At 66.7% G+C, this 18,796-nt stretch carries 21 protein-coding genes; 10 read left to right on the top strand and 11 right to left on the bottom strand.

Going from position 1 to position 18,796, the window contains the following annotated elements; translation table 11 throughout:
• The coding region (locus tag EP26_RS25550) for a transposase (RefSeq protein ID WP_043340883.1) at positions 1-318 on the top strand (318 nt) is incomplete at its 5' end.
• On the opposite strand, the gene EP26_RS38705 is transcribed toward EP26_RS25550, so the two are convergent.
• The 11 genes from EP26_RS38705 to EP26_RS25500 form a co-directional block, all read right to left on the bottom strand.
• Positions 213-560 (bottom strand): methyltransferase domain-containing protein, encoded by a 348-nt coding sequence (locus EP26_RS38705; RefSeq protein ID WP_084112979.1) that lies wholly within the window; start codon positions 558-560, stop codon positions 213-215. The genes EP26_RS25550 and EP26_RS38705 overlap by 106 nt on opposite strands.
• A gap of 23 nt (positions 561-583) precedes the next feature.
• Complete coding sequence (locus EP26_RS25545; protein WP_052389679.1) at positions 584-1,069, bottom strand: hypothetical protein; 486 nt, start codon at positions 1,067-1,069, stop codon at positions 584-586.
• Positions 1,066-2,190: a phosphopentomutase gene (locus tag EP26_RS25540; protein WP_043342967.1), complete on the bottom strand. Its 1,125-nt coding sequence runs from the start codon at positions 2,188-2,190 to the stop codon at positions 1,066-1,068. Before EP26_RS25540 ends, EP26_RS25545 begins: the two co-directional genes overlap by 4 nt.
• Positions 2,190-2,525 (bottom strand): hypothetical protein, encoded by a 336-nt coding sequence (locus tag EP26_RS35400; RefSeq protein ID WP_157033776.1) that lies wholly within the window; start codon positions 2,523-2,525, stop codon positions 2,190-2,192. Before EP26_RS35400 ends, EP26_RS25540 begins: the two co-directional genes overlap by 1 nt.
• Positions 2,526-2,530: 5 nt before the next feature.
• Positions 2,531-3,370, bottom strand: a complete 840-nt coding sequence (locus EP26_RS33710; RefSeq protein WP_157033775.1) for a nucleotidyltransferase family protein — start codon at positions 3,368-3,370, stop codon at positions 2,531-2,533.
• A gap of 2 nt (positions 3,371-3,372) precedes the next feature.
• On the bottom strand, positions 3,373-4,458 hold the full coding sequence (locus EP26_RS25525) for a CgeB family protein (RefSeq protein WP_043342964.1): 1,086 nt from the start codon (positions 4,456-4,458) through the stop codon (positions 3,373-3,375).
• A gap of 37 nt (positions 4,459-4,495) precedes the next feature.
• Positions 4,496-5,587 (bottom strand): DNA topoisomerase IB, encoded by a 1,092-nt coding sequence (locus tag EP26_RS25520; RefSeq protein WP_084112978.1) that lies wholly within the window; start codon positions 5,585-5,587, stop codon positions 4,496-4,498.
• Between the two features lie 70 nt (positions 5,588-5,657).
• Positions 5,658-6,545, bottom strand: a complete 888-nt coding sequence (locus tag EP26_RS25515) for a glycoside hydrolase 5 family protein (RefSeq protein WP_043342962.1) — start codon at positions 6,543-6,545, stop codon at positions 5,658-5,660.
• Positions 6,542-7,306, bottom strand: a complete 765-nt coding sequence (locus EP26_RS25510; protein WP_043342960.1) for a TIGR04290 family methyltransferase — start codon at positions 7,304-7,306, stop codon at positions 6,542-6,544. The genes EP26_RS25515 and EP26_RS25510 overlap by 4 nt, the downstream gene beginning before the upstream one ends.
• Positions 7,303-7,902, bottom strand: a complete 600-nt coding sequence (locus tag EP26_RS25505; protein WP_043342958.1) for a histidine phosphatase family protein — start codon at positions 7,900-7,902, stop codon at positions 7,303-7,305. Before EP26_RS25505 ends, EP26_RS25510 begins: the two co-directional genes overlap by 4 nt.
• A 5-nt stretch (positions 7,903-7,907) precedes the next feature.
• The gene (locus EP26_RS25500) at positions 7,908-8,870 is read right to left on the bottom strand and encodes an inositol-3-phosphate synthase (protein ID WP_245624516.1); all 963 of its coding nucleotides are present in this window, start codon (positions 8,868-8,870) and stop codon (positions 7,908-7,910) included.
• A gap of 446 nt (positions 8,871-9,316) precedes the next feature.
• Between EP26_RS25500 and EP26_RS25495 the strand changes: the two genes are divergently transcribed.
• The 9 genes from EP26_RS25495 to EP26_RS25455 form a co-directional block, all read left to right on the top strand.
• The gene (locus tag EP26_RS25495) at positions 9,317-10,432 is read left to right on the top strand and encodes an NAD-dependent epimerase/dehydratase family protein (protein WP_043342955.1); all 1,116 of its coding nucleotides are present in this window, start codon (positions 9,317-9,319) and stop codon (positions 10,430-10,432) included.
• On the top strand, positions 10,429-11,508 hold the full coding sequence (locus EP26_RS25490) for an NAD-dependent epimerase/dehydratase family protein (RefSeq protein WP_043342951.1): 1,080 nt from the start codon (positions 10,429-10,431) through the stop codon (positions 11,506-11,508). Before EP26_RS25495 ends, EP26_RS25490 begins: the two co-directional genes overlap by 4 nt.
• The gene (locus tag EP26_RS25485) at positions 11,505-12,794 is read left to right on the top strand and encodes a TIGR04295 family B12-binding domain-containing radical SAM protein (RefSeq protein WP_043342949.1); all 1,290 of its coding nucleotides are present in this window, start codon (positions 11,505-11,507) and stop codon (positions 12,792-12,794) included. The genes EP26_RS25490 and EP26_RS25485 overlap by 4 nt, the downstream gene beginning before the upstream one ends.
• Positions 12,782-13,921, top strand: coding sequence for a glycosyltransferase family 4 protein (locus EP26_RS25480; RefSeq protein ID WP_043342946.1), 1,140 nt, complete (start codon positions 12,782-12,784; stop codon positions 13,919-13,921). Before EP26_RS25485 ends, EP26_RS25480 begins: the two co-directional genes overlap by 13 nt.
• Positions 13,918-15,033, top strand: a complete 1,116-nt coding sequence (locus tag EP26_RS25475; protein ID WP_043342944.1) for a CgeB family protein — start codon at positions 13,918-13,920, stop codon at positions 15,031-15,033. Before EP26_RS25480 ends, EP26_RS25475 begins: the two co-directional genes overlap by 4 nt.
• Positions 15,030-16,124 (top strand): CgeB family protein, encoded by a 1,095-nt coding sequence (locus tag EP26_RS25470; RefSeq protein WP_043342940.1) that lies wholly within the window; start codon positions 15,030-15,032, stop codon positions 16,122-16,124. The genes EP26_RS25475 and EP26_RS25470 overlap by 4 nt, the downstream gene beginning before the upstream one ends.
• A 5-nt stretch (positions 16,125-16,129) precedes the next feature.
• A complete protein-coding gene (locus tag EP26_RS25465) occupies positions 16,130-17,248 on the top strand; it encodes a CgeB family protein (protein ID WP_157033779.1) in 1,119 nt (372 codons plus the stop codon).
• The gene (locus tag EP26_RS25460) at positions 17,245-18,291 is read left to right on the top strand and encodes a UDP-glucuronic acid decarboxylase family protein (protein WP_084112977.1); all 1,047 of its coding nucleotides are present in this window, start codon (positions 17,245-17,247) and stop codon (positions 18,289-18,291) included. The genes EP26_RS25465 and EP26_RS25460 overlap by 4 nt, the downstream gene beginning before the upstream one ends.
• A gap of 259 nt (positions 18,292-18,550) precedes the next feature.
• Positions 18,551-18,796, top strand: a 246-nt coding sequence (locus EP26_RS25455) for a transposase (protein ID WP_043342969.1), incomplete at its 3' end; no start/stop codon positions are given.

Here is an 18,796-nt window from a genome sequence, read left to right as displayed (position 1 = left end):
CTGCATCTCGCCGAGATCGCTGCCGCTGTGGCGCCGAACGCGCATGCCGTGCTGCTGCTCGACCAAGCCGGATGGCACCTATCGGACAGGCTCGAGGTACCGCCGAACATCACCCTCATCCCGCTGCCGCCCAAGTGTCCAGAATTGAACCCGGTCGAGAACACCTGGCAGTTCCTGCGGGACAACTGGCTCTCCAACCGCATCTTCCGCTGCTACGACGACATCGTCGACCATTGCTGTCGCGCCTGGAACCGCCTCGTCGAGCAGCCCTGGACTATCATGTCCATCGGACTGCGCGATTGGGCGCATCGGTTCTGATCAGTGGGATTTGGTATAAAATTGAGGATCACCAGGCTGCCACCGCTGCGCAGCACCCGCCCCGCTTCCGCGACATGCCGGGCGGCCAGTGCCATGCCACCGGCCACCAGATACGGGAACACGTTCACCGCCAGCACGAGGTCGCAGGAGACATCGGCCACCCCAGCCAAGTCATGGCCAGAGCTGACCGCGAAGCGCAGGTTGTCATAGCCCCCGCAACGCTGCCGCGCTGCTGCGATCATCCCGGGCGAGACATCCAGCCCCGTCACCTCGCGGCTTGCGGTGCCAGCGCCGCGGCAAGCCAGCCGATGCCGCAGCCGAGGTCGAGCACCACCGGCCGCCCCGAGAGCAGGTCCTGGCGCTCCAGCCAGCCCACCAACTCATCAGTCGCCGCCCGCAGCAGCCCGGCATCGCCGAGGGTATAGGCGGCGACGCTCGCCTCCGGGCTGATGGCAACGAGACGGTCGAACATCGCCCGGCTGGCGGCGATGGCCGCAGCCGGATCCGCCTCGCCGCCATGCGCCGCGCCGGCCTGCACCATGCGTTCGAGCAACCCAAGCCCGTCCCGGTGCTGCCGCGCCAGATCCAGGAGCCGCCGCAGCCGCTCGCCCGCCGCGGCATCCGGCGCCGCGGCCGCCTGCCGCTCCAGCGCCGCCGGCGGGGTTCCAGGGAGCAGCAGGCGCATCAGCGCGACCGGCGCCGAGATCGCGCCCGACAGATAGGCCTCCAGCACCGGGCCATCCGCCGTCATGGCAGAAGCGAACGTCCGATCGGCCAGGGGCCGATGCCGAAATACGCCGCGATCGTTGCGGCCACGTCGGCGAAGCCGTCGCTTGTGCCGAGCGGCAACGGGCGCCCGGCCTGGCGGAGGATCAGCGGCACCTCCTCCCGCGTGTGGTCGGTGCCGCGGAAGGTCGGGTCGTTGCCATGGTCGGCCGTGATGATCAGCAGGTCCTGCCCGGTGCAGGCCGGGAGGAAGCCGGCCAGCCAGCGGTCGAACTCCTCCAGCGCCCGCGCATAGCCCGGCGCGTCGCGCCGATGGCCGTACTCCGTGTCGAAATCCACCAGGTTGGCGAAGACCAGCCCCTCCCGCGTTGCCTCCCACACGGCTTCGATCCGCCGCATGCCATCGGCATTGGAGGCGGTCGGCCAGGATTCGGTGATCCCCTGGCCGGCGAAGAGATCGGCGGTTTTGCCGACCGCTCTCACCGGCAGGCCGGCCCCGGCCAGGGCATCGAGGATCGTCAGCGGCGGCCGCATGGCGAAGTCGTGCCGCCGCGGGGTGCGGTGGAAGTCGCCCTCCTGTCCGATAAAGGGCCGTGCGATCACCCGGCCAATGCGCCAGCGGTCGGCGTGGCGGCGGGCGATGGTGCAGATCTCCATCAGCCGCTCCACCGGCACCACGATTTCATGCGCCGCGATCTGCAGCACCGAATCGGCGGAGGTGTAGAGGATGGGCCGCCTCGTGCGGCAATGCTCCCCACCGAGTTCCGCAATGATTTGCGTCCCGCTCGCCGGCAGGTTGCCGAGGAAATGGACATTTGCCTCGGCCTCGATCGCCTGCACAAGCTCGGGCGGGAAATGCTCGAACACCGCGAAGGGCTGCGCCAGCTCCACGCCGGCGATCTCCCAATGCCCGGTGGTGCTGTCTTTCCCGGCGGAGCGTGGCCGCATCCGGCCCCAGCTCGCCGCGGCCGGCGTGCCATCGGTGCCCATGATGCGCCCGAGGCCGAGCGACCAGAGCGCCGGCAGCCGCAGGCCGGTCGTGGCGAGGAGATGGCCGAGCGTGTTGGCGCCGGCATCGCCGTAATCCCCGGCATCGGGCGTATGACCCACGCCGACGCTGTCGAGCACGATCAGCAGGCACCGCATCAGTCGCCGCTCCGTAAGGTGAGGCGCCGGCGGAAGGGCGGGCAGTCTTCGACGCTCCAGAAATGCCTGTCGGTTTCGCGCGCCCGCAGGACGCCGCCCTCATCGCGCAGGCGACAGCGGGCGGCGTGCAGCCGCAGCAGCGCCGCGAAGCTCGATCTGAGGATCTCGCGGTTCGCGATCTCCCAGTGCAGATCGCCGAGCGCCACAGCCTGCCCCCGATGCGCCTGCAAGTCCCGCAGGGGCTCGCCGGAGACCCGCGCGCCCGCCGCGACGCCCAGCAGGCGCCAGTCGGTGAGGTTGCTGCCGGAGGCCAGCCAGGCCAGGAAGTCCGGCACCACGGCTACTCCCCCGCCAGCGCCCCGGTGATCATTGACTGGTCCGGCCGCTTCGCTGCCGCATTGAGCACGCCGCGCTGCTGCAGCACCCGGAAGGGCACCACCGTCGAATTCGCCTGCGCGGGCCGTCCGGCCAGCAGTGAAACCGCCTCGCGGTAACCGTTCAGCGTGCCGACATCGACATAGACCTCGCCTGTGCGAACGCCATGGGCGACGCCACCGGCCGCCAGCCAGGCATTGACCAGTGTGCCGATATACTCGTCGTTGCGCTCCGGCCGACGCCACAGCGCGTGCAACTCGTGCAGCACGCGGCCCGGCATCTTGAAGGCGCCCCAGACCCAGCGGCTCCGCGCGCCAGCCCGCTTCACCTCGATCTCCAGGACGCGGCCCGCCTCGTCCGTCACCACCGCGTCGAACAGCTCCGGCCGCTCCACCGGGAAGAGCAGGAAGGAGAAGCGGTCAGCCGGCAGGGGCGCCAGCGCCGCTTCCGGGAACCAGATCGTATCGGGCAGCCCGACCACCACGGGCTCCTCTGGCCCGATCAGCGGCAGGGCGCAGAAGATGGCGTCGCAGAGCCCGCTGGGCTCCTGCTGGACCACATAGGCGATGCTGGCGTTGCCAATGCGGGCCCCGTAGTAGTTGATGATGTCACTTTTGCCCGGGGCGATGACGAAGCAGATCTTGTCGACGCCGGCGGCGACCATGCGTTCAATCAGATGCTCGCTGACGGCCCGCGGCCTTTCGACCCCATCCTCGATCCGGCTGCCGATGGGCAGCAACTCCTTCGAGAAGGCCAGCGGCTGGATGCGGCTCCCGATGCCTGCGGCCGGGATAATGCCCCACATGCTCAGCCTCCTGTCGCCATTGGCGCGTTGATGCTCTCCAGCGCGGCCTCGAGATCGAGGGCCCGCCGATCGGCAGTGTGTTCCTCAAGGGTGCGTTCCCGCGCCTGTCCGGCAGCGCGGCGAAGCTCGGCGTCACTCAGGCCGAGCGCCGCCAGGCTGTCCCCGGTCGATCCCGCGACGAACACCTCCGCGCCCGGTGCATAAAAGGCATCGAGACCCTCCCACCAATCCGTCAGGATTGGCGCGCCACAGGCCGCGGCCTCGAACAGCCGGCCGGACGGGCACCAGCCCATCGCCGCCATCGCCCGCCGGGTGATGTTCAGCGTCAGGCGCGAGGAGGAGAAGAAGGCTGGATGCTCCGCCGGCGGCATGTGGCGGACGAAGAAGATGTTCTGCGCCCAGGGAAAATCCGGCGGATAGAGCGCGCCGCCGATGACGAAGCGACAATCCGGCAGCCGCCGCGCCGGCTCCACGAAAAGGCGCTCCAACGCCTCCTGTCGGTCCGCCGCATAGGTGCCGAGATAGGAGAGATCGGCCTGGTAGCCCCCCACCGCCGCAACCGGCCGATGGGCGTCCGGATCCACGCTGCCATAAAGCGGGGCGACACGGCGCGCACCGAGTTGCGTCTGCAGCCGCACCAGCGCCTCGCCACCGGTATAACTCAGCACCAGGTCGAACCCATCGAGCCCCTGCCGCGGCAGGTAGTCCGGCCAGTCGCCGGCCGCCATCCGGTCGAGCGTCACCGGCGTATCGAGGTCGTAGAACACCCGCGCCGGCGCGTCGGAGCCGAGGACAAGGTCGGATGCCGCGACTCCGTCGGGACAGAAGGAGGTGACGATGGCAACATCAGCCGCCGCCACCGCCTGCGCCGCCCGCTGCCGGACCTCACCCCAATCGGCATAGAGCACCGGCTCGACGCCTAGCATGCCATGTAGGTCGCGGTGCTCGGCGTAATAGGGCAGGTCGCGCTCGAAGAAGACAACGCTATGGCCACGCCGCACCAAGGCGCGGCACAGGGCTCGCCACAGGGTCGCGTGACCATTGCCCCAGGAAGATGTGATAGTCAGGCCGAAGATGACAAACCGCATCAGGCCGGTATCCGACCGTGATGGCAGCCATTGCGCCTCATGCGGCGCGTCGCTCCTCATGCTCTAGACGACCGATCAACAGGCCAAGCACCGCCGTCTCTTCGGGCTTGAGGCAGGATACCTCGTCGCGCAGCTCCGTCTGGACCTCAGCCTTGATCTGCAGCACTAAGCTGCCGCTGAGATAGTGGTCGAGCACGCCGGGATGCACGTAGCATTTGCGGCAGATCGTCGGCGTGTTGCCGAGCCGGCTCGCCACATGCTCGATGGCGCGCTTCACATTGCGCTTCGCCGCGGCATGGGTGTCAAACTTCTCGAATTCCTGGAGCGCGAGGGCGGCGAGGACAGTGCCCGCCCAGGTGCGGAAATCCTTCGCGGTGACTTCGCACCCCGCAGCCTCCCGCAGGTAGTCGTTGACGTCGCCGGAATCGATACTGCGGACGGAGCCATCGGCATCGACATAGTGGAACAATTCCTGCCCGGGCAGGTCCTGGCATTCGCGAACAATGCGAGCGATGCGGCGGTCCGAGACCTGCAGGTTCCAGATCTTGCCGCTCTTGCCCTTGAAGGAAAAGCGCAGCCGGCTACGCTCAACCTCGACATGGTCCTCATGCAGGGTTGTCAAGCCATAGCTCTGGTTCTGCTTCGCATAGTCGTCGTTGCCGACGCGGATCAGGGTCGTCTCCAGCAGCCGGACCACGGTCGCCAGCACCTTCTCGCGTGGCAGCCCGGTGAGGCGCAGGTCAGCCTCGACCCGGGCACGGATGCGCGGCAGGGCATGGGCGAACTCCACCATATGGGTGAACTTCGCGGCGTCCCGTGCCTCGCGCCAGCGGGGATGGTAGCGGTACTGCTTCCGCCCCTTCTCGTCACGCCCCGTTGCCTGGATATGGCCGTCAGCATGCGGACATATCCAGACCTGGGTCCAGGCTGGCGGGATCGCTAGGGACCGGATGCGCTGGAGAGTCTTGAGATCGCGCACCGCGCCGCCCTTCGGGGCGCGGTAGCTGAACCCCTTGCCGATGCGCCGCCGGCCGATGCCCGGCGCCTCGTCCGAGACATAGCGCAACGCTGCTTCCCGCGCTGCGATACGATTCTCCTCCTCCGCTAAAGAGGCACTATCCTTGGCCATGATGGACGCCTCGGGCCGGACGGCCGACAGGATAACAACCCTTGCCGCGCCGGACGGTTCCGCGGTCGCCCTAGCGTGCATAGCGCTGGATCATGCTGGCGCAGAATTCCGCGAATTCCGCCTCGAACAACGGCGGGCTGGTATGGTGCGGCGCGATCCCGCGATGCTCCGGCGTGAAGCAGAAGGTGACCGTCACGTCGAACTCTGCAAGCGCCTCCATCTGCCGGTCGAACCAAGCTAGCGCGTTCGGCCGGAAGCTGTCGGCCCAGGACAGGCCGGTCCGCAGGTACCTGACGCCCAGCCGCCGCATCCAGGCCACCGCCTCGTCCAGCCGAGGATCCTCGAAATGGAACCATTGGCAGAGGCCAACGGCCGGCGTGTGATGGCCGAACTCCTCGAGCGCCGGCTTCGGCGTGCCGTCTTCCCGCAGTAGCCCCATGTAGAAATGTCGGTAGTAGGAAGACCCCTCCGCCTCGCGGTGCCGGGTTGTGGCGCCCCAGGCCCGCGGCAGGTCGTACAGGCTGTACCAGTGGATACGCGGGGTTTGGCCGACCAGCAGCTCGGCCGTGCGCTTCAGCCCCCAGGCCTGGACCTCCTCCGCCCCGAAGGAGGACACGCCGACCTCCGAAACCCAAATTGGTAGGCTGGTGACGGCCCGGATCTCCTCAATCTTAGCCGGCCATTCCCCGATCTGCCAAAGGTTCCAGTCCAGCGGGAAGCCATGCACCGCGACCACATCGAGGTGCTCGAGCACGCCCTTGCCGCTCAGATTCTCAATGAAGCTCGGATCGATGGGCGAGATGCCGCCAAGCACGCGCGGCAAGGTCGGATGCACTGACCGGATCGCCTGGCAGGCGGATTTCGCCATGGAGGCGAACAGGCTCCAGTCAGGATCGATTTCCGGGTCCCAATGGGACTTGTTGTTGGGCTCGTTCCAGATCATCGCCGCTTCGATCATGCCCGGCGCTCCCTGACAGGGTAGACAGCTGCGGCGCCGGCCGGCGCGTCGACACGCCGGCAAATATAGACCTCCGGCTCCGGATGGGCGGTGACGGCGAAGCCGGCGCTGCGCAACATGGCCTCGACACAAGCACGGTTCGGCACCCACCAATTGGTCCCGTCATGCGCGTAGCGGTGCTCGATGAAATGAAGCTTGGGCCAGTCGGGCCGGTCGAACTCCGCCGTGTCCCAGAAGTCGTAGTCCTCCTGCACCGGCGCGGCCGTGCCGGCCCCGCGCTGCATGGATTGGAACACCAGACAGTCGCGGGCGACGTGCTCGTGGATCAGGTCGAGCGCCAACAGTGGGTGTCGCAGGTGGTAGAGCACCCCCATGAACAGCACCACGTCGAATTTCTCACCGAGCGCTCCGACATCATAGACCGAAAGCTCGCGGAACTCGATGTCAAGCCCGGATACCTCCGCGGCGAAGCGTGCCTGGGCGAGATAGCCCTCGTCGGAGTCGACGCCAAGCACCCGCGCCGCGCCACGTCGCTTCATCTCGAGCGAGTAGAACCCACCGTTGCAGCCGATATCGAGGACGCTGAGGCCGGTGAGGTCCTGCGGGACGGCCTCGGCGAAGCGGCGCCACTTCACCGTGGGGTAATCCCCCAGGAAATGATTCGGCGCGGTCGGCACGCCGCGAAGATCGATGTTGTGGAACCATTCGCCGAGCGCCGTTGCCCGGCGTCGGATCTCGTCGGCATCGAGAATGGCAGTCATGATGTCACGGCCTCATTCATCCAAAGCACCTTCGCCCCTGTGCCCCACATCGCCACGGCGCTGACAGAGGCGGGACCAATCTCGAATCGCGCGTGGAAATCCATCGATAGGTTGAGGCACCAAGCCAGGACGGACTTGATGACATCGGCATGGCTGACGATTGCGATGGACGCCTCGGGATGCAGGGCCTCAAGTCGCCGCATGCCCGCGACGGCCCGGGTCTGGGCCTCGGCCATCGATTCGCCGCCCGGCGGCCGCCCGCTGGCGCGCTCGGCATTCCACCTCTGCCAGGCCGGATTCGGGTTGAGCCGGTCGAAAGATGCCCCGGTCCAACCTCCGAATTCGATCTCGTCAAACTCCCTGGCGATGTCCGCAGTGAGCTCGCACTGCTGCCCAATCACCGCCGCCGTCTCTCGCGTCCGGGCGAGCGGGCTCGTGTAGAGCGCTGCCAGACCCTCCCGCTGCAGCCGGCGGCCGAGTTGCCGTGCCTGCTGCCGGCCGGCATCGCCGAGCGAGACGCCCGGCATCCTGCCGCACAGCACGCGGCCGAGCAGCTCGTGTTCTGCGTGGCGGACCAGGAAGATCGTGGTCGCCACCCGCCTCAGCCCTCGCCGGTGATGAAGTGGAGCGTCCTTTCCCGGGCTTCGGCATCGGTGAACTGCTGCGGCGGCGATTTCATGAAGTAGCTCGCAGGGCCGACCAGCGCGCCGCCGACGCCGCGATCCAGAGCAAGCTTCGCGCAGCGGACCGCGTCGATGACGATGCCCGCCGAATTGGGCGAATCCCAGACCTCCAGCTTGAGCTCCAAATTCAGCGGCACGCCGCCAAAGCCGGTACCCTCCATGCGGATATGCGCGAACTTGCGGTCGCCCAACCATGGCACGAAGTCGCTCGGACCGACATGCACGTCACCGTCGGGCAGCGCCACATCCATCTGGCTGGTGACTGATTGAGTTTTCGATATTTTTTTGGAAACCAGACGCTCCCGCTCCAGCATATTCAGGAAGTCGGAGTTGCCACCAAAATTCAGTTGATAGGTGCGGTCTAGGTGAATGCCACGCTCACGGAACAGGTTGGTCAATACCCGATGCACAATCGTGGCGCCGACCTGGCTCTTGATATCGTCGCCGATCAGCGGCAACCGCCGCGCCTCGAACCGCTCGCGCCAGTTGGGATTGGATGCTATGAAGACCGGAATGCAGTTCACGAAGGCACAACCAGCCTTGAGGGCCTGCTCGGCATACCACTCGGTCGCCTGCTGCGAACCCACCGGCAAGTACGACACCAGCACCTCAGTTCCGGTGCGGCGCAGTGTCTCCGCCACATCCGCCTCCGGCTCATCGGATTCTTGCAGTTCATCGCGTAGATACCGCCCGAGACCATCAGCGGTCCTGCCGCGCTCGACCATTACGTCCGTGAGTGGAGGCGCTGCGAATCGGGCCGTGTTGTTGGGCGAGGCGAAAATGGCCTCCGCCACGTCGCGCCCGACCTTGGCAGCGGCGATGTCGAAGGCTGAGGCAATGACGATGTCAGCGACACGGTAGCCGCCGATTTCCTGCGTCATCAGACCGGGGTCAGCACCATCCGTTCTGAAATCGCGATAATAAGCTAATCCTTGAACGAAGGATGACGCACAATTGCCGACACCGACCAAGCCAATCCGCACTGATCTGGAGCCCAAGGTCGATCTCCTCATGACACGTCGCTGCTTATGCCTAGGCGTAAAGCCGCAATCAGATGGCACGCAACCATATAGCCGCGGCAATGAGCACGGACCGAACGCGCAACAGCGCGATTGGCGCCACCGTTATAAACTTGCCCCACAACAAATTCGGGTGAACACCGATTCTGCCGCGGATACGAATCGAATCAAGATGCGTTTGTCTCTCTTGGATGCTGGCGATGACCGGAGCGGGTGACAATACCGGGTTGCGTCCGGCAAGCCATACCAGCCAAGCTGTCGCGGCGTTGCCGCCATAGCCGGCGACACTATCATGCGGAGGCGCCCAGTTGTCGGAACGTGTTCTCATAACCGGCGGCGCCGGCTTCATTGGCAGGCATCTCACCCGGGCGCTTCTCGTGCGTGGGCACCGTGTTCGAATTCTGGACAGCTTCATCGAGCAGGTTCACGGCCAGCAGCCTGATCCGGAACTTCTTGGCCCCGACGTCGAGTTGCAGATCGGCGATGTGCGCGACGCTGCTGCGGTTACCCGTGCGCTGCAGGGTGTGGACTGCGTGGTCCACCTCGCCGCCGAGGTTGGCGTTGGCCAGAGCATGTACGCTATCGATCGCTACGTGTCGGTGAACGACCACGGTACTGCCGTCCTCTTCCAGGGCCTGATTGAAAAGCCCGTGCGCCGAGTCGTCGTCGCCTCGTCCATGAGCATCTATGGCGAGGGACTCTACCGGGATGCGGAAGGGCGCTGCTACGAGGATGTCATCCGGGTCCCGCGCACGGGTTCTACGGCATCCTGGGACCCGCTGGATTCAGCCGGGCGGCCGCTCATCCCGATCCCGACGCCGGAGACCAAGCGGCCAGCGCTGGCCTCGGTCTATGCGATCACCAAATACATGCAGGAACGCCTGACGCTCACCCTCGCTCCTGCCTATGGCATGCAAGGCGTCGCGCTCAGGCTATGGAACGCCTATGGTCCGGGACAGGCGTTGTCGAACCCCTATACCGGCGTGCTGGCGATCTTCGCCTCCCGCCTTCACAACGGCCAGCCGCCAATGATCTTCGAGGATGGCGCCCAGCGCCGCGACTTCGTGCATGTGGAGGACGTGGCCCAGGCCTTCGTCCTGGCGCTGGAGCATCCCGCCGCCGCGGGCGGCGTGTTCAACATCGCCAGCGGCGTCGACCGCACGGTCGCGGAGGTCGCCCAGCTTCTTGCCGGAGCGATGCGGAAGCACGGCATGGCCCCCGAGATCACCGGCAAGGCGCGCGCCGGCGACATCCGCCACTGCATCCCGGATCTCGACCTGGCACGCACCGTGCTCGGCTTCGAGCCCCGCTGCGATTTTGTCGATGGGCTTAGCGAACTGGCGGAGTGGGTCGCCTTGCAGCAGGCGGAAGATCGCGTCAGCCATGCGAGGAATGAGCTCGCCGCGCGGGGGCTGGTGGCGTGACGGCGAAAGGTCGGCCGGTCCTGATCACCGGCGGCGCGGGGTTCATCGGCGCCAACCTGGCTGACCGTTTGGCGAGGGAAGGCCACAGCGTCCTGGTCTATGACGCGTTGCGGCGCCCTGGCGTCCAGGCGAATCTCGAATGGCTGCGGGACCGGCACGCTGGCCGCATCATCCCGATCATTGCGGATATCTGCGAGGCCGGCGAGCTCGGCCGCGCGGTCGGGGAGGCCGGTGCGGTGTTCCACCTCGCGGCGCAGGTCGCGGTCACCACCAGCCTTGAGGATCCCGTCGAGGACTTCCGCACCAACCTGCAGGGAACCACCCTGCTGCTCGAAGCCGTGCGGCGCGCCCGGGAGGATCTGCCGCTTGTCTTTGCCAGCACCAACAAGGTCTACGGGAACCTGGCCGATCTCGCGTTGCGGCTTGAGGACGACGCCTACCGGCCGGAAGCGCAGGAGATCCGTCTGAACGGCATCGGCGAGGACCGGCCGCTCGAGTTCCACACTCCCTATGGCTGCTCCAAGGGTGCGGCGGACCAGTATGTGCTGGACTATGCACGGAGCTTCGGCATCCCAACCGCCGTCTTCCGCATGAGCTGCATTTACGGCCCTAGGCAGATGGGCACCGAGGACCAGGGCTGGGTCGCGCATTTCCTGATCCGCGCCCTGCAAGGCAAGCCGGTCAGTGTCTTCGGCGATGGCTGCCAAGTGCGTGACATCCTGTTCGTCGACGATGCTGTCGATGCCTATGTCGCGGCTTGGCGGAATATCGGTCGGGTGCGCGGCAGCGCCTTCAACCTAGGCGGCGGCCCGAGCAATGCGGTCAGCCTGCGGCAGGTGTTGCAGCATATCGGCACGCTGCTCGGTTCGCCGGTCCAGGTGCAGCACGGCGACTGGCGTGCGGGCGACCAGCGCTACTACGTCTCCGACACGCGCTTGGCGACTCGGGCGCTCGGCCTGTGGCCACCGACCCCCTGGCAGGACGGCCTCGCCGCCCTGGCGGACTGGCTGCGCGGGCAGAATCACACCCCAACCGCTGCGGCCACTCCGTCGCATCCTGCGGAGGCCCTGCCATGAGGGTCGCGCTGGTCAACCCGCCTTGGCGCTTCGATGGCAGCATCTATTTTGGCTGCCGTGAGCCGCATTTGCCGCTCGAGCTCGGTTATAGCAAGGCGCTGCTGGAGGCCGCTGGCCACGTCGTTCTGATGGTGGACGCGCATCTCTTCGCCTTGCCCTTGACTGAAGCGGTGGCCGAGGTCGTCGCCTTCCAACCTGACATGACCGTCGTAACGACCGCGCCCAGCTACATGTTCTGGCGGTGCGCACCGCCGGAGCTTCGCGTCCCGCGGGAGTTCCTCCTGGCCCTCGACGGCCGGGGCGGTCGCACGGTCGCGGTCGGCCCCCACGGCTCGGCAACACCAGCGGCCGCCCTGCGTAAGCTCGGCGTCGACGTGGTAGTCCGCGGCGAGTGCGAGGAGATCATCCTCCGGCTTGCCGGCGAAGGCGACCTCGCACGGGTGCCGGCCATCGCCTTCCGGGAAGGCGACGAGATCCGGGTCGCCGGTGCGCCGCATGCCGGTGCGTTCGTAACGCTGCCTGCGCTGCGCTGGCCGGATTCGTGGATCGCACGACATCACCACCATCATCATCGCTTCGACGCGCAGCCGGCGGTGCCTGGCGCCGAGGTCGAGGCCTCCCGCGGATGCCCCTATTCCTGCTCCTTCTGCGCCAAGATCGACTTCCGCGACGCGTACAGGCGGCGCCCCCTGGTGCCATTGCTCGACGAGTTGGACGGGCTGATCGCTCAGGGCGTCGGATATGTCTACTTCATCGACGAGATCTTCCTGCCGCAGCGCGCCCTGCTGGAAGCCCTGGTCGGCCGCAACCTGCAATTCGGTATCCAGACCCGCCTCGACCTCTGGAAACCGGAGATGCTCGATCTCCTTGGTACGGCGGGCTGCGTCTCGATTGAGGCCGGGGTGGAAAGTCTGACGCCGGAGGGCCGGGCCGCGCTCGACAAGAACTGCCGGATGTCGACGGAGGAGCTCACCGAGCGGCTGCTGCATGCGAAACGCAGGGTGCCTTTCGTACAGGCGAACCTGATCAAGACGCCGGGTGACGATCCCGACATGATCGCAGCCTGGCGTGAGGCGCTGCGGCGTGGCGGCGTCTGGGCCAACGATCCCGTGCCGCTCTACCCCTACCCGAGTTCGCCGGACTATCACCGCCTCTGGGGCGCTCCGGATGACGAGGCATGGGAGCGGGCGCATACCCACTACCTCGCCCAGTTCTCCGTCTTGAGCGATATCCAGGACGACCGAGTGGCCCTGCTGCCCGAACTCGAGGCTGCATGTTGCCGATAAGTCCCTCGCCCCGCATCCGGCTGCTGATGACGGCGGATGCGGTGGGTGGCGTGTGGTCCTATGCGGTCGATCTGCTGCGAGGCTTGGCACCGCATGGCGTGGAGATCACACTCGCGGTGCTCGGTCCCGCACCGACGGCGGACCAGCGTGCGGCCGCGGCCGCAGTGCGAGGGCTGCGGCTGCTGGAGACGGGCCTGCCGCTCGAATGGCTCGCCAACTCGAGGGCAGAGATCGCGGCCTCGGGTCAAGCCTTGGCAGAATTGGCGAGGGAGATTGGTGCGGATCTGGTCCATCTCAACACGCCGGCGCCCGCCGCCTGCGCCGCCTTCCCGGCATCGCTCGTCATTGCCTGCCATTCCTGTGTTGCGACCTGGTGGGAGGCGGTCCGGGACGGGCCATTGCCGGACGACTTCCGCTGGCGCGCCGAGCTGACGGGCCAAGCTTATGCGGCGGCGAGGCTCCTAGTCGCGCCGACAGCGGCTTTCGCCACTGCGACAGCACGGACCTACAGGCTGCGGCAACCGCCGCTGGTGATTTACAATGGACGGCGGGCGATGGCCCGCCCTGCCGCTGCGCAGCCCATACCGGCGGATGCTGCCTTCACGGCCGGCCGGCTCTGGGACGAGGGCAAGGACATGGCGACGCTCGACCGAGCGGCAGCCAGGCTGCCGATTCCGGTTCTTGCCGCCGGCGACACGCGCGGCCCGAATGGCGCCCAGGTCGAGCTGCGGCATCTGCGGTTGCTCGGACGGCTCTCGGACACCACGCTCGCCCACCTCCTGGACACACGTCCCATCTTCGTCGCACCGGCCCGATATGAGCCTTTCGGCCTGGCGGTGCTGGAGGCGGCGCAGGCTGGGTGCGCGCTGGTCCTGTCGGACATTCCTGGCTTCCGCGAGCTGTGGGACGGGGTTGCGGAGTTCGTGCAGCCCGGCGATGACGCCGCACTCGCCGCCACGGTGCAGCATATCGCGGCGGACCGGGAACGCAGGGTTGCATCGGGCGTTGCGGCAAGGGAACGGGCAGAACGATTCACGGTCGAGATTCAGGCTACCACCATGCTGGACGCTTACCGCCGGCTTCTCGCCGGCCAATGTGGTTCGATGCAAAAGGACGTCGCGGCGTGAAGCTGGTCTACTTCACCCATTCCCTAGATTCCTGCTGGAACCACGGCAACGCGCATTTCCTCCGCGGCGTGCTGCGGGAGTTCCTGTTGCGAGGCCATGAGGTGGCGACCTGGCAGCCGGCCCAAGCCTGGAGCCTGGAGAACCTGCTGCGCGACCATGGGCCGGCCGGCCTCGACGCCTTCCGCGCGGCTTATCCTGAATTACAGGCCCACACCTTTGACAGTGAGGCCGATCTGGCCGAAGCGGCCGATGGTGCCGACCTGATCGTCGTCCATGAATGGAACGAGCCGTGGCTGGTCGCGGCGCTCGGCCGGATGCGGCGCAATGGCGGCCGCTTCGTCCTGCTGTTCCACGATACCCATCATCGGGCGGTCAGCGACCCCGACGCGTTCCGGCATTTCGACCTCGACGGCTATGATGGCGTGCTTGCCTTCGGCGAGACGCTGGCCGCGGTCTATCGGCAATGGGGTTGGGGTGATAGGGTCCATGTCTGGCACGAGGCCGCCGACACACAGCTGTTCCATCCGCCTGCCGAGGAAGCCAGACGGGAGGGCTTGGTCTGGATCGGCAATTGGGGCGACGACGAGCGCAGCGAGGAGCTCGAGCATTTTCTGCTGGCACCCGCGCAGGTCGCCGCCCTGGCACTCGACATCCATGGCGTGCGCTACCCGGACGACGCGCTAAGGACGCTTGCGGCCTATGGTGCGAGGTATCGGGGCTGGCTGCCCAATGCACGCGCGCCGGAGGTGTTCGCACGCCATCTTGCGACGGTTCATGTTCCGCGGCGCTTCTATGTCGACCGACTCCCCGGCATCCCGACCATCCGGGTCTTCGAGGCGCTGGCCTGTGGGATCCCTCTCGTCTGCTCGCCTTGGCAGGATACGGAGGGGCTGTTCCACCCGGGCAAGGACTATCTCGTGGCGCAGGACGGGGCGACGATGGCGCGCCACCTGACCGCCATTCGCCATGATGCCGATCTGCGCGCCAGCCTGGTCGCGAGCGGGCTGGGCACCATCTGCGCCCGCCACACCTGCGCCCATCGGGCAGCGGAGCTGCTGTCGATCCTCGGCAGGCTGCGGGACGTCCCCATGGCTATGGAGGCCAGTTCTTGAAGATTGCGTTCTACGGCTCGAGCCTGCTGTCCTCCTACTGGAATGGTGCTGCGACCTATTATCGTGGTCTGATCAGCGATCTGTACCGGCGCGGCCACCAGATCACCTTCTACGAGCCCGACGCCTTCGACCGGCAACAGCACCGCGACATCGACCCGCCCGACTGGGCGATGGTGCGCGTCTACCCGGCCACCGAGGCGGCGTTGCGCAAGGTGATCGGCGAGGCGCGCCAGGCCGATGTGGTAGTGAAGGCCAGCGGCGTCGGGGTGTTCGACGATGCGCTGCTCGAGGGCGTGATGGCAGCGGCGGCGCCGCATGCCATCCGCATTTTCTGGGATGTCGACGCACCGGCGACCCTGGCCGAGCTGCGCGGCAACCCGGACCATTGCCTGCGCCGCACATTGCCTGCGCTCGACCTGGTGCTGACCTATGGTGGTGGGCCGCCGGTGGTCGAGGCCTATGAGGGTTTCGGCGCGCGCCGCTGCGTGCCAGTCTACAATGCTCTCGACCCGGAGACCCATCACCCGGTGGCGGCCGAGCCGCGCTTCGCTGCCGACCTGTCCTTCCTTGGCAACCGCCTGCCAGACCGTGAGGCGCGGGTCGAGGAGTTCTTCCTGCGCCCCGCCGCGATGCTGCCGGAGCGGCGCTTCCTGATCGGTGGCAATGGTTGGGAGACCAAGGATATGCCACCGCAGGTGCGGCATATCGGGCATGTCTACACACGCGAGCACAACGCCTTCAACACCTCCGGCCTCGCGGTACTGAACATCGCCCGCGACAGCATGGCAGCGGTTGGTTTCTCCCCGGCGACCCGCGTCTTCGAGGCGGCGGGCGCCGGCGCCTGCCTGATCACCGATGCCTGGGTCGGCCTCGAGCTCTTCCTCCGGGAAGGCGAGGAGGTGCTGGTCGCCCGCGATGGCGCAGAAGTCGCCGAGCATGTCCGGCAACTGACTCCTGCACGGGCCCGCGCAATCGGAGAGGCGGCACGCGCGCGCATCCTGTCTGAGCACACCTACGCCCGACGCGGCACGCAGGTGGATGCCCTGCTGCGCGAGGAAGCCTCCCGCAAGCGTGCCCCGGTGGTCGCATGATGCCTGTGGCTCCTCCGCCCTTGCGGGTCGTGGTGCTCGGCCTCAGCCTCTCCTCCTCCTGGGGCAATGGCCATGCGACCACCTACCGCGCCCTGCTGAACGCCTTCGCTGCGCGCGGCCATGACGTGCTGTTCCTCGAACGCGACGTACCGTGGTATGCTGCGCATCGCGACCTCGGCGATCCCGGCTTCTGCCGCCTGGAATTCTACCGCGACCTCGCCGAACTGGGCCGCTGGCGCGAGGTCATCGCCGATGCCGATGCGGTCATTGTCGGCTCCTATGTACCGGAGGGTGTTGCCGTCGGCGCGCTGGTGCAGCGTATCGCCCGGGGGATCACTGCCTTCTACGACATCGACACGCCGGTGACGCTAGCGAAGCTCGAGCGGGGCGACGAGGAATACCTGGCTGCCCGGCAAATCCCCGGCTACGATCTGTACCTCTCCTTCACCGGCGGACCGACGCTCGAACGCTTGATGGGCCAGTACGGCTCGCCGGCCGCGCGGGTGCTATACTGTTCTGTGGATGCCGAAGCCTACCGCCCGCTCGGGCTGCCGCATCGCTGGGATCTCAGCTATCTCGGCACCTACAGTGCCGACCGCCAACCGAAGCTGGAGCACTTGCTGCTCGAGGCGGCGCGACGGGCGCCGCAGCTGCGGTTCGTCGTCGCCGGTCCGCAATACCCGGGGGACATCTGCTGGCCCGACAATGTGGAACGGCTCGAGCATGTGCCCCCGGGCGCGCATTCCGAATTCTACGCCATGAGCCGCTTCACGCTGAACGTCACCCGCGATGACATGGTGCGAGCGGGCTACAGCCCGAGTGTCCGGTTGTTCGAGGCCGGCGCCTGCGGAACCCCCATCCTTTCCGATATATGGGCTGGCATCGATGAGATTTTTGTTCCGGGCGAGGACATTATCCTCGTGAGGGAACCCGAGGACGTGCTGCAGACGCTGCTGGAAGTCCAAGAGTCCCGCCGATTGGCCCTGGCCGTCGCCGTACAGCGACGTGTGTGCTCTTATCACACTGCTGCCCATCGCGCTGCGGAACTGGAAGCCTATCTGCGCGGCTACTCGCCCAGTCCGGAGCAGGCCGGCAGCGGCTCAGGTGAGAGGGCGACATCATGAGCAAGATGCGGCGCAAGATCGCCGTCGTCGCCGGCGGCGCGGGATTTCTCGGGTCGCATCTTTGCGATGCTCTTCTGTCGGAGAATGTCGACGTCATAAGCATCGACAATTTCCGCACCGGACGGGCGCGCAACCTAGCGCATCTTCAGCGCGAGCCACGTTTTGAACTGATTGAGGCGGATGTTATCGATGCGCTGCCCGCGCGCCTCGGCCGGCTTCAAATCGACGCCGTGTTCAACCTCGCATGCGCTGCTTCGCCGCCGCACTACCAGGCGGATCCGGAGCACACTCTGCTGACCTGCGTGCTCGGCACGCGGAACCTACTCCGCCTAGCCGAGGCGTCGGGAGCCCGGTTCGTCCTGGCATCGACGAGCGAGATTTACGGTGATCCCGAGATCCATCCACAGGTCGAGACCTACTGGGGCAATGTTAACCCGACCGGACCACGTGCATGCTACGATGAGGGCAAGCGCGCCGCCGAGACATTGACCTTCGACTACGCCAGGATGGGTCGCGTTGATGTCCGCGTCGCCCGGATCTTCAACACCTACGGCCCGCGGATGCGAGCCGATGATGGCCGCATCGTCTCCAATGCCATCACCCAGGCGCTGGCCCACAATCCGATCACTGTCTATGGCGACGGCACGCAAACCCGGTCCTTCTGCTACGCCGAGGATCTGGTGGATGGGTTGGTGCGGCTTGGCGCGTGTGAGACCCCCCTGGACGGCCCGATCAATCTTGGCAACCCTGCGGAGCTGACGATTGCAAAACTGGTGGGGGAGGTCATCGCTCTGACAGGTTCGCGCTCGTCGACGGTGTTCTGTCCCTTGCCACTGGATGATCCGCGCCGGCGCCGACCCAGTATCGCCCGCGCCAACGAGCTTCTGGGCTGGTCGCCACGCATTCCACTCAGCACCGGACTGAAATCTACCATCGCGTGGTTCGCGTCCGAACAGCAGCACACTCCCGTGGTCAACGCGCACGTCAGCAAGCTTCCCGCGAGTCTTCATGCGTCTGGCGATGGCTTGGGCATGAATCCATAGCCGGGCCGCGCGCGGCCTCGCGTCGACATGCTAGACCAGATGCCCGTTTGAGGCGGGGCGGTGCGCTTGCTGGCGTCCTTCGTTTTGAAGCTTCTTCTACAAGAAGCGTGTTTCGTGCGACGAGGACCAGTTCAGTATTTAGAGGGTGTTAGGCACCTGTGGCCAGTAGAGCGACTTGCTTGAGAGCCCGTCCACGAAGAACTGCTGCATTCTGAATGCGTTGTGGCAGGACATTGATGGAGACAGCGGAGCTCCTGCCATGTGGACGGCAGCGGATCGAGAGCGGTACGGGCGCGAGGGGCTACGCTACCCGAGCGATCTGACAGATGCGGAGTGGGCGCTGATCGCGCCGCTGATCCGGCCCGGCAAGCGCGGCGGGCGCCGTCGTTCGGTGAACCTGCGCGAGGTGCTGAACGGCTTGCTGTATGTGCTGGAGACCGGCTGCCAGTGGCGTCACCTGCCACGCGACCTGCCGCCGCGGAGCACGGTGCACGGCTATCTGCAG

Origin of the sequence: Belnapia moabensis DSM 16746 (genome assembly GCF_000745835.1) — a bacterium.
GTDB lineage: Bacteria > Pseudomonadota > Alphaproteobacteria > Acetobacterales > Acetobacteraceae > Belnapia > Belnapia moabensis.
The sequence above is the reverse complement of the archived record's forward strand: the minus strand, read 5'-3'. Positions and strand labels throughout refer to the sequence as shown.

Coding starts and splice junctions, on each gene's coding strand:
- EP26_RS38705 (WP_084112979.1), bottom strand. CDS start 560: ATGATCGCAGCAGCGCGGCAGCGTTGCGGGGGCTATGACAACCTGCGC.
- EP26_RS25545 (WP_052389679.1), bottom strand. CDS start 1,069: ATGACGGCGGATGGCCCGGTGCTGGAGGCCTATCTGTCGGGCGCGATC.
- EP26_RS25540 (WP_043342967.1), bottom strand. CDS start 2,190: ATGCGGTGCCTGCTGATCGTGCTCGACAGCGTCGGCGTGGGTCATACG.
- EP26_RS33710 (WP_157033775.1), bottom strand. CDS start 3,370: ATGTGGGGCATTATCCCGGCCGCAGGCATCGGGAGCCGCATCCAGCCG.
- EP26_RS25525 (WP_043342964.1), bottom strand. CDS start 4,458: ATGCGGTTTGTCATCTTCGGCCTGACTATCACATCTTCCTGGGGCAAT.
- EP26_RS25520 (WP_084112978.1), bottom strand. CDS start 5,587: ATGGCCAAGGATAGTGCCTCTTTAGCGGAGGAGGAGAATCGTATCGCA.
- EP26_RS25515 (WP_043342962.1), bottom strand. CDS start 6,545: ATGATCGAAGCGGCGATGATCTGGAACGAGCCCAACAACAAGTCCCAT.
- EP26_RS25510 (WP_043342960.1), bottom strand. CDS start 7,306: ATGACTGCCATTCTCGATGCCGACGAGATCCGACGCCGGGCAACGGCG.
- EP26_RS25500 (WP_245624516.1), bottom strand. CDS start 8,870: ATGACGCAGGAAATCGGCGGCTACCGTGTCGCTGACATCGTCATTGCC.
- EP26_RS25485 (WP_043342949.1), top strand. CDS start 11,505: ATGAGGGTCGCGCTGGTCAACCCGCCTTGGCGCTTCGATGGCAGCATC.
- EP26_RS25480 (WP_043342946.1), top strand. CDS start 12,782: ATGTTGCCGATAAGTCCCTCGCCCCGCATCCGGCTGCTGATGACGGCG.
- EP26_RS25460 (WP_084112977.1), top strand. CDS start 17,245: ATGAGCAAGATGCGGCGCAAGATCGCCGTCGTCGCCGGCGGCGCGGGA.